At 46.6% G+C, this 14,093-nt stretch carries 17 protein-coding genes; 12 read left to right on the top strand and 5 right to left on the bottom strand.

The window, feature by feature from the left end; translation table 11 throughout:
- From Q0257_RS09420 to Q0257_RS09375, 10 genes are all read left to right on the top strand, one after another.
- A partial coding sequence (locus tag Q0257_RS09420; RefSeq protein ID WP_298024369.1) for an FAD-dependent thymidylate synthase occupies positions 1-362 on the top strand: 362 nt, incomplete at its 5' end.
- A 35-nt stretch (positions 363-397) separates the two neighbouring features.
- A complete protein-coding gene (locus Q0257_RS09415) occupies positions 398-655 on the top strand; it encodes a hypothetical protein (RefSeq protein ID WP_298024367.1) in 258 nt (85 codons plus the stop codon).
- Positions 627-1,145: a hypothetical protein gene (locus Q0257_RS09410; RefSeq protein WP_298024366.1), complete on the top strand. Its 519-nt coding sequence runs from the start codon at positions 627-629 to the stop codon at positions 1,143-1,145. Before Q0257_RS09415 ends, Q0257_RS09410 begins: the two co-directional genes overlap by 29 nt.
- Positions 1,146-1,370: 225 nt before the next feature.
- On the top strand, positions 1,371-1,967 hold the full coding sequence (locus Q0257_RS09405; protein WP_298024363.1) for a DJ-1/PfpI family protein: 597 nt from the start codon (positions 1,371-1,373) through the stop codon (positions 1,965-1,967).
- Positions 1,968-2,046: 79 nt separating this feature from the next.
- Positions 2,047-2,670: a hypothetical protein gene (locus Q0257_RS09400; protein WP_298024361.1), complete on the top strand. Its 624-nt coding sequence runs from the start codon at positions 2,047-2,049 to the stop codon at positions 2,668-2,670.
- A 517-nt stretch (positions 2,671-3,187) separates the two neighbouring features.
- Positions 3,188-3,883, top strand: a complete 696-nt coding sequence (gene ung, locus Q0257_RS09395) for a uracil-DNA glycosylase (RefSeq protein WP_298024359.1) — start codon at positions 3,188-3,190, stop codon at positions 3,881-3,883.
- A gap of 171 nt (positions 3,884-4,054) precedes the next feature.
- Complete coding sequence (locus Q0257_RS09390; protein WP_298024357.1) at positions 4,055-4,861, top strand: transporter substrate-binding domain-containing protein; 807 nt, start codon at positions 4,055-4,057, stop codon at positions 4,859-4,861.
- Positions 4,862-5,303: 442 nt separating this feature from the next.
- Positions 5,304-6,110 (top strand): transporter substrate-binding domain-containing protein, encoded by an 807-nt coding sequence (locus tag Q0257_RS09385; RefSeq protein WP_291938062.1) that lies wholly within the window; start codon positions 5,304-5,306, stop codon positions 6,108-6,110.
- A 17-nt stretch (positions 6,111-6,127) separates the two neighbouring features.
- The gene (locus Q0257_RS09380) at positions 6,128-6,934 is read left to right on the top strand and encodes a transporter substrate-binding domain-containing protein (RefSeq protein WP_298024355.1); all 807 of its coding nucleotides are present in this window, start codon (positions 6,128-6,130) and stop codon (positions 6,932-6,934) included.
- 713 nt (positions 6,935-7,647) lie between these two features.
- The gene (locus Q0257_RS09375) at positions 7,648-7,779 is read left to right on the top strand and encodes a hypothetical protein (protein WP_298024353.1); all 132 of its coding nucleotides are present in this window, start codon (positions 7,648-7,650) and stop codon (positions 7,777-7,779) included.
- A 29-nt stretch (positions 7,780-7,808) separates the two neighbouring features.
- On the opposite strand, the gene Q0257_RS09370 is transcribed toward Q0257_RS09375, so the two are convergent.
- The 5 genes from Q0257_RS09370 to radA form a co-directional block, all read right to left on the bottom strand.
- Positions 7,809-8,063 (bottom strand): EexN family lipoprotein, encoded by a 255-nt coding sequence (locus Q0257_RS09370; RefSeq protein ID WP_298024352.1) that lies wholly within the window; start codon positions 8,061-8,063, stop codon positions 7,809-7,811.
- A 46-nt stretch (positions 8,064-8,109) separates the two neighbouring features.
- Positions 8,110-8,319 (bottom strand): hypothetical protein, encoded by a 210-nt coding sequence (locus Q0257_RS09365; protein WP_297962223.1) that lies wholly within the window; start codon positions 8,317-8,319, stop codon positions 8,110-8,112.
- A 216-nt stretch (positions 8,320-8,535) separates the two neighbouring features.
- Positions 8,536-9,279, bottom strand: a complete 744-nt coding sequence (locus Q0257_RS09360; RefSeq protein ID WP_298024350.1) for a hypothetical protein — start codon at positions 9,277-9,279, stop codon at positions 8,536-8,538.
- Between the two features lie 175 nt (positions 9,280-9,454).
- Positions 9,455-9,739 carry a hypothetical protein gene (locus tag Q0257_RS09355; protein WP_298024348.1) on the bottom strand — a complete coding sequence of 95 codons (285 nt, stop codon included), beginning with the start codon at positions 9,737-9,739 and terminating at the stop codon, positions 9,455-9,457.
- Between the two features lie 287 nt (positions 9,740-10,026).
- The gene (radA, locus tag Q0257_RS09350; protein WP_298024346.1) at positions 10,027-11,376 is read right to left on the bottom strand and encodes a DNA repair protein RadA; all 1,350 of its coding nucleotides are present in this window, start codon (positions 11,374-11,376) and stop codon (positions 10,027-10,029) included.
- 211 nt (positions 11,377-11,587) lie between these two features.
- Between radA and brnQ the strand changes: the two genes are divergently transcribed.
- Positions 11,588-12,919 carry a branched-chain amino acid transport system II carrier protein gene (gene brnQ / locus Q0257_RS09345; protein WP_298024344.1) on the top strand — a complete coding sequence of 444 codons (1,332 nt, stop codon included), beginning with the start codon at positions 11,588-11,590 and terminating at the stop codon, positions 12,917-12,919.
- A 192-nt stretch (positions 12,920-13,111) separates the two neighbouring features.
- The coding region (locus tag Q0257_RS09340) for a hypothetical protein (protein WP_298024342.1) at positions 13,112-14,093 on the top strand (982 nt) is incomplete at its 3' end.

Raw genomic sequence — 14,093 nt, 5'->3', positions numbered from 1 at the left:
GCGGCGAGGGCAGCTTCGCACAAGGGGATTTCGAAAACGCCGCGCGATACATCGTGCTTACAGGCAACGAAGCGGTCGATAACGCAAGCGTCGCGGCTCTTGAAAATCTGCGCGTAATCTTACAAACCCCAATCAGCCTTGATATCGCAAAATACTGCCTGCCCGAGTGCTACAAGAGCGAGCTTAGCTGGAGCATAAACGCGCGTAGCTTGCAAAACTTCCTCGCTCTGCGCTCTAGCAAGGCGGCGCTTTGGGAGATCCGCGAGCTTGCGAGTAAAATTTACGATGCGCTGCCGCAGGAGCATAAATTTATATTCCAAAGCTGCATGGCAAGCGGAGAGAAGACGCAGGACGAGGAGTAGCGAGCGGGATAAAATTTTGATATAAGAGAGCTGCGATGATAAAACTTACGCAGATGAGAGCGGCTTTTGAAAAGGAGGAGCCGGACGCGCTTTATCTTAGCTACCTGGGATGGGTAAAAACCCTGATCCCGTTTTGGAGGCAGGCTGCTGCGAGGATCGCGGAGCTAAGCGGCACGGCGGATGAAAAAAGAGACAAGCATCTGCGCTCAATCGACAATTCTTTGCAGCTTTTGCGAGCTTGGCGGTTTAAAAAGATAAAAATACGTGCAGGCAAGAAGAAAAGAGATCGATAGTGCCATAAGTTTTATTCGAAACGGCGCCTTAACGCAGCAAGTATGCAGATACGCCTTCGCGCCCGTTTGCAGAAATTTAGCGGGCATTTTGCGTAGCTTTTTATATGTTTCGACTTTCGGCTATTCGGACGAGCAGCTTCCGACCGTATTTGCTCAAAAAATTTACGGCATTGCGCTGTGCCATACCCTCTTCCCCTTTGATACGGGCGATTTTGTGTATTATCTTACGCGCGAAAAATCCATCCATACCGACGACCCCGCCGATTTGGATAACTGGCATTTGATGATGGAGATAGCGGGCGACGATTTAGGGGTTTCTGCGTTGATTGAGCGGCTAAACGAACGCGCGTATGAAATTTGGACGAATTACAAAACGCCGTTTGAATGGAAATACGACGAGAGGATTTGGAATTTGGAATTTGAGAATGTTTCAAAAAGGCTGCACTATGCGGGCGTGCGGGCTTTCACAGGTCTGAATAAAGCAGAATAAAAAGCGCGTAAAATTTTAAATTTGCTTTTAAAATTTCATTCGCGGGCGGTAAAATTTCTGCGAGTTTTTAATGCGGGTAAAATTTAAAAAGTCGCTCGCTCGGGTTTTTTAGCGGCCTACGGTATAAAATTTTAGCCGCCGCGCATTTTGCGGACTTGCGGCGCCGAGAATTGCAGCAGCGGCAAGCCGAAAGCTTAAACGAGCGATAAATTTAAAGGACGGATTATGAAAAATCTAGCGCTTGTGATGTTTAGCGGACAGACGCACCTCGATTTTGTGGGATTTTACGATTGTATGTTAAGGTTAAAAGCCGTCCGCCCGCAGCTTGAGATGAGGTTTTGCTCGCGCGAACGGCAGGTTTCGGATAGCGGCGGCCTTACGATCGATGCGGGCGAGATCACGACGGATCTTGGCGGCTTTGATGCGGTTTTTGTGCCCGGCGGTATGGTGACGCGACGCCTTAAAGACGATGCAGGCTTTATCTCGTGGCTCGCAACCGCGCGCGATGCGAAGTATAAGTTTAGCGTTTGCACCGGTTCGCTACTTCTGGGCGCGGCGGGGTTTTTGCGAGGTAGACGCGCGACCACGCATCCGTTTTGCTACGATCTGCTGGCGCCTTACTGCGCGGATGTGGTGCATGAGCGGCTCGTGCGCGATAGCCTGCCAGAAGGAGGCGAGATCATCACCGCTGGCGGTGTGAGCAGCTCCATCGAGCTTGGTCTTTGCGTGATCGAAAAATTCGCAGGCGGCTCTGCGCGCGAGGCTGCCGCTGCGGCGATGGATTATCCGTATTACGACCTTAGAAGCAAGCTCGTACGATGAAATTTTAAAGCCGCTAAGATCGGTGGCGTGGTTTATAAATACCGCAGTAAATTTTAAAATAGAGAGGAGGTAAATCTTAATGCAAGCAGTAAAGATATTAAAAACATTGTGGAAAGCCATCAAGATTGTAATACTCGCAGCATTGATATTACCGTTTGCGGCATTGATATTGTTTGTTTTATTTATAGCCTTTCTATTTTCACCCCTTAATACGGATTTTTCATATATAGAAAATAAAAATTTGGCTAAATTTGAAGCCTTAACAAATACGAAGGGAGAAACTTTGCTCATTTATCGCAAAAAAGCCATTCCTTATCATTGTAGGGACAAATTGCAAACTTGCATCTGTTACGCGCATTTTATAAAGGCGGATAAGCCTTTTGTTTTGACGCAACAAAAAATGTTGCAAGAGGGCTACGAGTTTGTTTCCAAGTCCGATTGCATAGCTGAAACTACAAATTTGCATGAATTTAAACTATCGTGGGCGATGCCGTCTTATTATTATGCCGGCAGTCGGGAGTATTTGATATATGGTTCAATCAAAAATTTAAATATAACGGCAATAGTGAACGATAAAAGGCGAATATGGCACAAAAAAGAGCACGAATGGGGACAGCCGATAGATTATGATCACGAGGTTATTTTTTATCCCGAATTTAATATAGTTCAAATAAATACTTTAGGATATTATAGTGTGCGCTAAATTTACTTATGGTCGATTTAATATAACGTTGCGAACTAAATTTAAAAGCTTTTGGGATAAAATTTAAAAATTTAGACTTTGGTCTTGCGGACATTTATCAAAGTAGATAAAATAACGATATAGTGGGTTTTTCATAAAATAGGAGATCACAAAGACAGAATGAAACCGACTCAAATTTTATCGCTGCTTTCGCATATAGCTTTCGGGTCGCTTATAGGTTAAAATTCAGAGATAATAACCCTTGGGAGTTCGCAATCGCGCTTTTTGCCTACGCGATTTTGTTTGCTTTTTATCCACAGAGCTTGCTTAACGATAATAAAAAGACGATCGCCATGCTGCTATTTATGGCGCTTTTGATCGTGATCGTGTAGCGGCAGGCTATACTTAGTAAATCGGCGGGATCGGTTGCGGCGGCGGTGCGATCCGCCTTTGATTGCAGCGGCGCGTGCGAGCGAGACTATTTTTAAAATTTATTGTAAAATTAGAGCGTTAATTTATTAAAATTTAAAGGGTCGGTATGCAGATAAATTTAGACGACGTGAGGATCGAGAGCGGCTGGAAAGAGGCGCTTAGAGAGGAATTTCTAAGCGAGTATTTTGCGAAGATCAAGGAAAACCTGCTCGCCGCAAAGGCGCGCGAGATCGTCTATCCGCCGGGAAATTTGATCTTTAACGCCTTCAATCTCACCCCGTTTGAGCGGGTGCGCGCGGTAATTTTGGGACAGGATCCCTACCACGGCGCGCATCAGGCGATGGGGCTTAGCTTTTCGGTGCCGCGCGGCGTGCGAATTCCGCCCAGCCTCGTAAATATCTACAAAGAGATTAAAAGCGATCTGGGTATCAGCGAGCCTGCTAGCGGCGATCTGAGCTACTGGGCGAAGCAGGGCGTGCTGCTTCTTAATGCGAGCCTTAGCGTGGGCGCGAACCGCGCGAACTCGCACAGCGGCTTCGGCTGGCAAATTTTCACCGACGCCGTGATTAAAATTTTAAGCGCTAGGCGGCAAAATTTAGTCTTTATGCTGTGGGGAAATTTCGCCAAAGCAAAATCGGCGCTGATCGATGCGCAGAGGCATCTCATTTTAACCGCCGCGCATCCCAGTCCGCTTGCAGGAGGAGCGTTTTTTGGCTGCAGGCATTTTAGCAGATGCAACGAATATCTGCGCGCGCACGGTCTGGGAGAGATCGATTGGGATCTAAATCACGGCGCAGATTAAATGTATTTTAAATGAAATTTGCGTAAAATGCGCCGCAAAATTTCAAAGTAAAGAAATTTTAAAAAATGTCGAAAGGAGAAGTGAGCGAATAATATACGACCGGCTTAAGACGGCTTGCCGAAGCGACGCGAATGCGCGGTTAGGCTAATCATTGCAAATTAAAGGAACGATATGAAAAAGATAATTTTGGGAATTTTATTGCTATTTACAAGTAGTGTAGTGGCAAATACCCTATCTGAGATTAGGCAATCGGGCAGTGTGCGCGTAGGCGTATTTGAGGCGCAACCGCCTTTTAGTAAATTTGAAGACGGCAAATTCCAAGGATTTGAGGTTACTCTAGCCGAGGCGCTATCAAAAGATATATTCGGTGGCAAGGTGGGCAAGGTGGAATTCGTGCCCGTAAAGGCTAGTGAGCGTTTAAAAGCGTTGGAAGAAAATAAAGTAGATATGGTGCTTGCGACCTTTACTATCACAAATGAGCGTAAGCAGGCGGTCGATTTTACGACACCGTATTTCGCAGTAAATATCGGCGTGCTAACTCGCAAGGGAGATAAGATCAAAACGATGTCTGATTTACACGGTAAGCCGATCATCGCAGAAAGCGGTACGACTAGCGAGGCATATTTTAAAAAAGAGGGTTTTGAAATCATAAATTGTGCTACCGCACACGAATGCTATAAAATTCTAAAAGAGGGTAAGGGTGCGGGCTTTGCACACGATAATTTATTAGTTCTTGCTTATGCAGTCGTAGATAGCGATACTGAAGTAAATATTAAGAATTTAGGCGTTTCGGATTTCTTGGGCATTGCGGTTTCTAAGGGCAATAAGGATCTGCTCGAGTTCTTAAACGGCGAGTTAATTAAGCTTAGCAAAGACGGCTTTATGAAAAAGACCTATGATGAGGCGATCGAGCCGTATTACAAGGGCACTGCGGAGAAAAAATATTTCTTGCTGGATGACCTTTATAGCCTATTTTAGGCGGTCGTAGCGGTACAGCTCGCCTGCATTTGCTTGCAGTAAGCATAGCTGTGTGCTCTCGTCGGGTAAAATTTAAAGGGCTCGCATAGCCTTACTATTTTGTCCGACTTTGCGAGCTTGGGTTTGGATTGCAAATTCCACTAACGCGTCGTTGCAGAATTTATAAAATTCCATAGAATTTCGCAGCGGCGTGCTATTTTTGCGCGGCGCTAATAGACGCACAGAATTTTATAGCGAAGCGCTAAAATTTAATTAGAACAGGCAGAGCTTAGCGTAAAGACGCTAAAATTTAAAAAGCCTCTATCATTATGCTTAGAAATTTTAGTTGCGAAATTTTATCGCTAAGCTCGCAATTTAGGGAATAGTTTCGGTTCTAGTAAAATGAAATTTTAAGAAAATTTACATTACAATTACGAAAAATTTAAAATTCAAGGAGGAAATTATGAAAAAGTCATTTTTTCTTATTCTATTGTCGGCGATCTTTGTTTTTGCGAATTCCTTAAGCGAAATAAAGCAAAGCAAGGTTATCAGAGTGGGCGTTTATGAAAACGAGCCGCCTTTTAGCAAGTCAAGCGAGAAAGGCTTTGAGGGTTTCGAAGTCGAGCTTGCCAATGCGCTAGCCGGTAAAATTTTCGGCAACAGCGGTGGTCGTATCGAGCTTATCCCGGTAACGAACGAAGTGCGCTTTCCGATGCTTCAAAATAATCAAGCCGATATGATAATCGCGGCTGCAAGTATCACTGAAGAGCGTAAAGGCAGCGTGGATTTCTCGATGCCGTATTTTACGGTGAATTTGGGAATTTTAACGAAAAAAGACTCAAATATTCACAAAATAGGCGATCTGATGGGCAAAAAGATCGGCGTCATCCGCAAGACTACCGGCGAGGCGTATATCAAAAAGGACGGCGGTTATAATGTTTCTTATTGCAACGATTCGGTCGATTGCTATAGGAGATTAAAAAGCGGCGAGATCGACGGGTATTGCAACAACAACCTTTTTGTAATGGTCTATCCGATCGTAGATCCTGCAGTCGAGGTCAATATAAAAAATTTAGGCGATAATGTATTCTTGGGCGTCGCGGTGCAAAAGGGTAACGCGGAGCTGCTAGAAGCGATCAATAAAGGCTTGATCGCGCTTAGCAAAGAGGGCTTTTTCAAAAAGGCTTACGAGGACACTTTCGAATCCTTCTATAAAGGCACCGTCGATAAAAAATATTTCTTACTCGACGATCTTTACAGCTTTTTTTAATAAAAAAGGAATTTAAAATGAAAAAATCACTGTTTTTAATTCTTTTATCTTGCATCTTTGCGCTTGCGAATTCTTTAAGCCAAATAAAGCAGAGTAAAGTCATTCGTATCGCCGTTTATGAAAATGAGCCTCCATTTAGTAGAGTTACGGATAACGGCTTTGAGGGCTTTGACGTAGAGCTTGCTAATGCAATCGGAGGCAAAATTTTAGGCGATACCGGCGGCAGGATCGAGCTCATACCGGTATCGGCGCAAGCGCGCTTTCCGTCCATTCAAAATAATCAGGCGGATATGCTTATCGCGGCTGCAAGCGTTACTGAGGAGAGAAAGAAAAATTATGAGTTTTCGATGCCCTATCTTTCGGTAAATTCCGGAGTTTTAACCAAAAAGAGCGACAATATCCAAAAAATGAGCGATCTGCGAGGTAAGAAAGTAGGCGTCATTCGCGGCTCGACGGGCGAAGCGTTTATGCAAAAGGACGGCGGCTACAATCTAGTGTATTGCAAAAATTCCTCCGATTGCTACAAGCGGTTAAAGAGCGGCGAGATCGACGGCGCGTGCGACGATAATCTATTTGTGATGGTCTATCCGGTCGCAGATCCTAGCGTCGAGGTTAATATCAAAAGTCTTGGCGAGAACGTGTTTTTAGGCATCGCGATGCAAAAAGGCAACTCTGAACTTGCAGAAGCCGTCAATCAAGCGCTCATCTCACTCAGCAAAGAGGGCTTTTTCAAAAAAGCGTATAACGATACTTTCGAGCCTTTCTACAAAGGCACCGTCGATAAAAAGTACTTCCTTTTAGACGACATATACAGCTTCTTTTAGAATGTTAAATTCAATTGTGGATCGGAATTTTGGATGCTTCAACGATTTAAAATTCCGATCCATCGCGTTAAAAGCTCATCGATATCGATCGGAATTCAAGCCGCTCGGCGTGATTGAAATTCCGTTTTTGATGCCCGCGGTTCGTCTATGGATTTTAGGGTACCTTTTTATAAATTAAATCCAGATATCATGCCTATGTCGCGGACCGCGCGTATGTTTTTGAAAAAAGGCAAATTAAAATCTTAAATCTGCAAGCTTGCGTGCATTTAAGCATCGTATGTTCGAGTGCTATGCACTTAAAACCCTCCATTTGCTCTGCGGATTTAAATTTTAATCCCGCATAGTATTAAAATTTCGTCTCTAAAATTAGGCGTTTAAATTTGAAAATTTCGGGCGAAATTTGCGCGTTATAAATTTTAAAATTTCTCTGAAATTGTGAAGCGAAATTCGACCACTCAAGTCTAAATTTTACTTCGCTCTCAAAGCAAATTTTTAAACGCCCATTTAGGCGTAGAGCAAAAGACGCCGATATGACGGCACGCCTTTAAAATCCAGGTAGTGCGCCGCCTTAGAATTTTAAAGGTAAAATTTCAAAAACAAAATTCCGTCCTAATTCTTGCTGTGCGATTTCTCTGCGTCAGGCTTCGGAATTTAAACGCTCGCTTAATTGCGAAGCAAGCGCCGTACCCTGTGCGGAAAGCGGGCTTTTGCAGATGAAATTTAAAAATGTCCTCCACGCAGGAGCTTTTAGCAGGCGTCGTGCGCAAAAGCAGGTAGTGCCGCTTTTTGTGATCGCGACGGATCGCCGCCGTCGCATCGTAGGTATCGGCTCGCGCAGCTTTTAAATTTCACTGCGCGACGATCTTAATAAAAGCTATTCGTATTTGAGCGCGTTAGGGTCGGATTTTCCTTCCCACGTATTTGTGCCGGCTTCTGTAACAAATTTGGCATTAGAACAGTCTTCTTGCTCATTTTTACTCATTCTTTCTTTTTTTGCGCATTCTTGGACTTTTACTTTAGCTTCTTCTACATGTTGTTTGTAATAATCCCTTGTTTTTGGCTTCTCCTCACAACCTGTTAGAAAAATAAAAGCACCTACGGCCAATATACTGACAATTACCTTTTTCATTGCAATTCTCCTTTGCATAAAATTGAAAACAAGCAATTATAATAAATTAAAATTTGATTGCATTTAAATCCGACTTCCCTTCCCAATCGTTTTTCCCTTCTTTCATTTTTTTGCTTTTGGCGTCTTGCAAAATTTCTTTGTTATTTTGGGCCGAAAGATAATTGGTTATGGCATTAGCCTGTGTCATTAAGGTAACTCTAAGCCTTCTTGTTTCATCAATTTGATATGCCATGAGGTCATTTCCAGCCTGCAGCACTTCTAAATTTCCTTTTGAGCAGGCGGGCCTTTCTTTGAGCTTTTTGATAATCGCTTAGCGGCAGCTTCTATGCAGTGAGTCTCGCGATTTGCCAAGATTGCGTGACGGCGGTTTTTGTGCGGTTGAGCTTTGATCGCGCGGTGGTTTTCGCGCAGCTAAACTTTAGAATTCCGCGCGGCAAAGCCTTGAAATTATGTTTGGCTAGGCTTTAAATTTTTACTTCGAGCCCTTGGAATTTTTTAAATCCTCCAGGCGCTCTTGCTGAGCCTGCACGAACGCGTCGTATCTCGTAAAAAGATAATCCTTAATCTCAAAAATCATCAACGTAAAAATCGAAGGCAGCGTAAAAAATCTAATCGTCATAAATACCAGATCAAGCGCGTTTAGCTCATCCTCGCTCGCTCGATACCCTCCCGAACTTGCGGTTAAAATTCCGTGCAGTGCCTCGTAGTTGTAAAGGATGAAAATCGTCACGAAAAGCGTCGAGAGCTTCGATACGATCTTATTCATGATCTGCGCCACGTCCTCATCGGCGATCACCGACATCGCAAACCACACGATGGTGAAAAACAGCGGAAAGACGATGTTAAAATTTAGCGAGTTATCAAGCTTTTCCGCGCCCGTCACCGCGATGATCGCAAACACCGCCGCAAAGGGGATCACAAATAGCGCGAAGGTCATCGCCGATTTTATCGCCTTAAAAAAGCTATACGCAAGCAGTGGCGAGCCCAAAGCGAGCAAAAAGATCGTGAGCACGTAGTTTGCTTTGGCAAAATCGTATAGGTTAAACAGCGCAAATACCGATGCTGCGGCAAGTAGCGGTACGCTTAGCTTAAACAGCACCCCGTATTTGGCGTAAGCGCGCGATACGATGGCGTCTAGCCTGCTAAATTTGACGTTTAGGCTGCGGGCTTTGATGAAAAACAAAATGACGAATTTGACGATTACGTTTGGGCTCATACACACCTTTCCGTTTAAATTTATGAAATTTTATCCGCGCTAGATTTGCGAAATTTTATCCGCGGAGCCTGTCCGTAGAATTAGGCTTTGCCGACGGCTTATGCGGCCTGCGTTAAAATTTCATCGCGCTCTCGCTGCGTTGCTATCTTGCCGCCTTGTAGGCTTTGTCTTTTGGCTACGTGAGGCGGACCTGCGCGCTTTGGCTTGCGTAGCGTCTCGTTAGCAAGCCCCCTAGGTTGCAGCGTGTCGCAGCAGCGCTCATTCGGCTCGGCGTGCGATACTTTGCTTGTGGTATCCGCACCCGCGCATGAGAGCTTGGCGCCGCTAAAATTTTACCGGCTCTTAGCTCTATGCGATACGCCCTGCGCGCCGCGATAGAATTTTGTGCGACGCAAGGACCTATCGGGGTTGGCTTTGCGCCGCATTGCGGCAAAATTTTAAAATTTGCGCCGCAAAGCACTCGTCTTGTATTGGCCTGGGATGCGGCGCGAATGATTAAATTTTAACCGCACCGTCGCCGAGCCGTTTTAAAGCTCAAACGAATTTTTGAGCCGCTACGATACGTGAAATTCCAAAAATCGCGCCTTAGCGATCAAGCTAATTTGCGCTTGCTTGTGAGCCATGCAAAAAGCGGCACACTTGCGCCCTTCGCCGCGCCCATGCAAAAACAACGCGCCCTTTGCCGCTGAAAACTTATTTTCGCCCATTCTAGCCCTCTGCTAAACCGAAGCCAAGAAGCGCGCCGCCTCACATCCAATCTAAAATTTGCGTGATCTCGGTAGCATGAAAAATTTTAAGCCCCTGCGCGTTTTGCGGCTTCATCGGGACGATCGCGTTTTTAAATTTCTGCATCGCGGCTTCTTTCAGGCGCGCATCGAGGTTGAATATCTCTCTGATCTCGCCGTTTAGGCTCACCTCGCCGATGAAGACGCTCTCTTTGCTGATCGGGCGGTTTTTGAAGCTACTTACGATTGCCGCGACGACGGCTAGATCGCACGCCGTTTCGGTGATTTTTACGCCGCCGCTTACGTTTACGAAGACGTCGTATCCGCCAAGCCCGATCTCAAGCTTGCGATCAAGCAGCGCCAGAAGCATATCGAGGCGGTTTTTATCAAAGCCCGTAGCGCTGCGCTTGGGGTAGCCGCTCTCGCACACGAGCGCTTGGATCTCCACGACGAGCGCGCGCGTACCCTCCATCGTGATCGTGATCGCCGAGCCGCTTACCGCCTTGCCGCGCGTGAAAAATTTACTCGCGACGTCCTTAGCGCTGACGAGCCCGTGCGGTCCCATCTCGAAAATCCCCACCTCGCTCGTAGCCCCGAAGCGGTTTTTAAAACCGCGCAAAATTCTAAGCTGTTTGCTCGCATCGCCCTCGAAATACAGCACCACGTCCACCATATGCTCTAGTATGCGCGGGCCCGCGATCGAGCCTTCTTTGGTGATGTGGCCGATGATGAAGATCGAAATCCCGCGCGCTTTGGCAAGTCGCATCAGCTCGAACGTGATCTCGCGCACCTGCGTGATCGAGCCCGGCGCAGAGGGGGCCTTGTCGCTAAAAAGCGTCTGGATACTATCGATGACGATAAACTTATAATCCCTGCGCTCGACCTCTTCAAGCACGGCACCCATATTTATCTCGGTGAGTAGAAACAGCTGCTCGCTTATTGCGCCAAGCCGCTGCGCACGCATTTTGATCTGGCTGGCGCTCTCTTCGCCGCTTACGTAAAGCACGGCGCGGCCGCCGCTTGCTAAATTTGCCGCGATCTTAAGCAGCAGCGTGGATTTTCCGATGCCGGGGCTGCCGCCGATTAGCACGAGCGAGCCCTCTACGACGCCGCCTCCGAGGACTAAATTTAGCTCGCTATCCTTGGTGTCGATGCGCGAAATTTGCTCGATTTCTATCTCGCTGATCGCTTTGGCGCTTGCGGACGAGGCGTGGGCAAGCTCGCCCTCGATCTCTTTTAGCGCTTTGATCTGAGCGGGCTTGAGCTCGACGAAGCTATCAAATGCGCCGCAGTCGGGGCATCTGCCGAGCCATCTGCTTTGCTGATTGCCGCAGTGTTGGCATTCAAAAATCGTGGTTTTAATCTTCGCCATCTTTATTCCTCGCTCATTTTGTCTAAATTTATCCTTGAATTTCGCGAAATTATACTTAAAATTTTTAAAATTTTAACCGCCCCGCGCGCTGCGTGTCCGCCAAAAAATCGTAAAAAAGCTAATTTTTAGCTAAATTTCGGCTAAATTTAAATATGTTTTAAACATTTGTAACTACAATATAAGTTTCAAATCCAGCAAGGAAGGTTTTAAGATGAAGGGCAAGCTTAGTAGAAGCCAGTTTTTGACGATATCGCTTACGCTGTTTGCGATGTTTTTCGGTGCGGGAAATTTTATTTTTCCGCCGGGTCTTGGCAGGGAATCGGGGCAGAATTTTTATATCGCGATAATGTTTTTTTGCGCTACGGCGGTGCTTCTGCCGGTGCTCGGCGTTGCGGGTATTGCTCGTGCCAAGGGACTTCAGAGCCTAGTGCGCCGCATAGATCCGGTGTTTGCGATCGTTTTTACCGCGCTTTTATATCTTACGATCGGGCCTCTTTTTGCGATACCGCGCGCGGCGAATATGCCTTTTGACATCGCGATTAAGCCTTTTATTGCGGAAGAGCGTCTTCAAATTTGGCTATTTGTTTATTCTGCTGCATATTTTGCGCTGAACTATTACATCTGTATGAACCCTTCAAAGCTCGTCGATCTGCTCGGAAAATACCTCACGCCGATACTTTTGGCGCTTATTTTGCTGCTTTTCGGCGCGGGATTTTTATTTCCGATCGGAAGCTTCGTCGCTCCTAGCGGGGAGTATGTCGATCATGCCGCAGCAAAGGGTTTCGTAGAGGGCTATCAGACGATGGATGCGCTTGCGTCGCTGGCATTTGGAATCATCGTAATTAACGCCATTAAAGCAACCGGCGTAAGCGACGAGAAGCACCTTGTAACCTCCACGATAAAAGCGGGAATGATGTCGGGCGTCATACTGATGACGATATATTTTATGCTGGGCTATCTGGGCGCGACCTCCGCGGAGCTTTTCAAAGATACGCCGAATATCAACGGAGCGGAGCTTTTGTCGCGAGTAAGCGATCATTATTTCGGAAGAGTTGGCGTCGTGATCCTAGGCAGCGCGTTTTTCCTAGCCTGCATCACCACGACTCTTGGCCTTATAAGCTCGGCTAGCGAATACTTCGAGGAGCTTACGAAAGGTAAGATCAAATATAAAACCTGGGCGATCGCTTGGTGCGTGATCGGCTTTGGAGTCGCAAATTTCGGCCTTACGACCATCATCAAAGGCTCCATCCCGGTCCTCGTCGCTATCTATCCGATCTCGATCATGCTGATAATCCTCTCGCTGATTAATCCGTGGATCGATTCGAGCAAGCTGATTTACCGCGCCTGCGTCTATGTCTGCGTAGTCGAGGGTGTCATAAACGGACTTGATATTTTGGGGATTTCGGTGCCGCTTGTGACGTCATTTGTGAAGATGATGCCGTTTTACGACTCGATGCTCGGCTGGATAGTGCCTAGCACCTTGACCTTCGCCGTGACCTACGTGCTGCATCTGATCTTTGAAAAAAGAGACGATAGCTTTTAAATTTAAGAGCTATTTTAAAATTTAGCCGGGCTCTACGGGGCTCGGCACACTTCTAAATTTTAATTCGCCACCGAATTTAATCTCACATATTTTTTACTGGAATTTTGACATATAAAATAAGTCGCCTTCAAAATTTAATCTAAATTTACGCTAAAATTATCAAAATAAAATTTTAAAAGCAAGGGTGTCAAGATGGGTAAGCGGGACGAAGCGCTAGGCTTGGCGCGAGATTTCGAACGCGACGGCTTTAGTATGCCTAATTTATACGAGCGGTTTTGGCGGCTACAAGGTGATGCGGCGGCGTATTTTACGCTAGCGGACAGCCTGCTGCGCGGGCGGATGGACGGCCGCACGCTGCTAAAGGACGCCCTGGGCTACGTGGGCGAGGAGGATTTCAAAGCTCTGATCGCTACGGCGGTTGAAATTTTACGCGAGGAGGCGGCAGAGGGGCGCGAAACGCAGCAGGACGAAAGCGCGGCACAGACGGGAGAGAATGCACGCTCGGCGCGGGCGGACGAAAGCGCAAGCAAAAATGCGCGGAAAAAATACGGCAGAGATGAAAAGAGCTCGCGCTGGAAAAACGCCGAAGAGGTCATCGTCATGGCAAGTCTCGAGTTCGCGCCGTTTTTGCACCCGTGTCTGGGCGAGCTTTTTAAATTGCAGCCGAACGAGAGCGCGTATTACGCGGAGTATCCGTGGCGCGGGCTTAGTTACGAAAGCTCGCAAATCTGGCGCGAGAGGCTTGCGGATCCGCAGACGAGCAAAGATGATAAGCAAAAAATTTTTAGCTGCCTGCTGCAAACCCGCGATTCGCGAAACGTAAAATTTACCTGCGAGTTAGCGCTTGCGGAGGATTTTTTCGATCGCCCGTGTGATTTGCTCGAATATATAGGCTACTGGCTGGAGGCAGTGGGATTTACTTTTGAGCGGACTAAATTTGACGCAGACGGCGCGGCTCAAATGGCAGCAAATGAAATTTTAAAAATGGATGCGCTCAAACACGGCGACGCCAAGCAAGCTCAAGCGGATGAGTGCGACGTATCGCAGATGTCAAACGCGTCTGGCAGCGTCGCTTCGGTATCGCCGCAAGCGGATGAGTGCGACGTATTGCGGGCTAGCGGAATTTTGAAACAAGCATGCGATGCCGCAAGCAGCGCCGAATTTAACGCAGACG

It is taken from the genome of uncultured Campylobacter sp., assembly GCF_938018035.1.
Taxonomy (GTDB): domain Bacteria; phylum Campylobacterota; class Campylobacteria; order Campylobacterales; family Campylobacteraceae; genus Campylobacter_B.
The sequence above is the reverse complement of the archived record's forward strand: the minus strand, read 5'-3'. Positions and strand labels throughout refer to the sequence as shown.

Coding starts and splice junctions, on each gene's coding strand:
- Q0257_RS09415 (WP_298024367.1), top strand. CDS start 398: ATGATAAAACTTACGCAGATGAGAGCGGCTTTTGAAAAGGAGGAGCCG.
- Q0257_RS09405 (WP_298024363.1), top strand. CDS start 1,371: ATGAAAAATCTAGCGCTTGTGATGTTTAGCGGACAGACGCACCTCGAT.
- Q0257_RS09400 (WP_298024361.1), top strand. CDS start 2,047: ATGCAAGCAGTAAAGATATTAAAAACATTGTGGAAAGCCATCAAGATT.
- ung (WP_298024359.1), top strand. CDS start 3,188: ATGCAGATAAATTTAGACGACGTGAGGATCGAGAGCGGCTGGAAAGAG.
- Q0257_RS09390 (WP_298024357.1), top strand. CDS start 4,055: ATGAAAAAGATAATTTTGGGAATTTTATTGCTATTTACAAGTAGTGTA.
- Q0257_RS09385 (WP_291938062.1), top strand. CDS start 5,304: ATGAAAAAGTCATTTTTTCTTATTCTATTGTCGGCGATCTTTGTTTTT.
- Q0257_RS09380 (WP_298024355.1), top strand. CDS start 6,128: ATGAAAAAATCACTGTTTTTAATTCTTTTATCTTGCATCTTTGCGCTT.
- Q0257_RS09375 (WP_298024353.1), top strand. CDS start 7,648: ATGAAATTTAAAAATGTCCTCCACGCAGGAGCTTTTAGCAGGCGTCGT.
- Q0257_RS09370 (WP_298024352.1), bottom strand. CDS start 8,063: ATGAAAAAGGTAATTGTCAGTATATTGGCCGTAGGTGCTTTTATTTTT.
- Q0257_RS09360 (WP_298024350.1), bottom strand. CDS start 9,279: ATGAGCCCAAACGTAATCGTCAAATTCGTCATTTTGTTTTTCATCAAA.
- radA (WP_298024346.1), bottom strand. CDS start 11,376: ATGGCGAAGATTAAAACCACGATTTTTGAATGCCAACACTGCGGCAAT.
- brnQ (WP_298024344.1), top strand. CDS start 11,588: ATGAAGGGCAAGCTTAGTAGAAGCCAGTTTTTGACGATATCGCTTACG.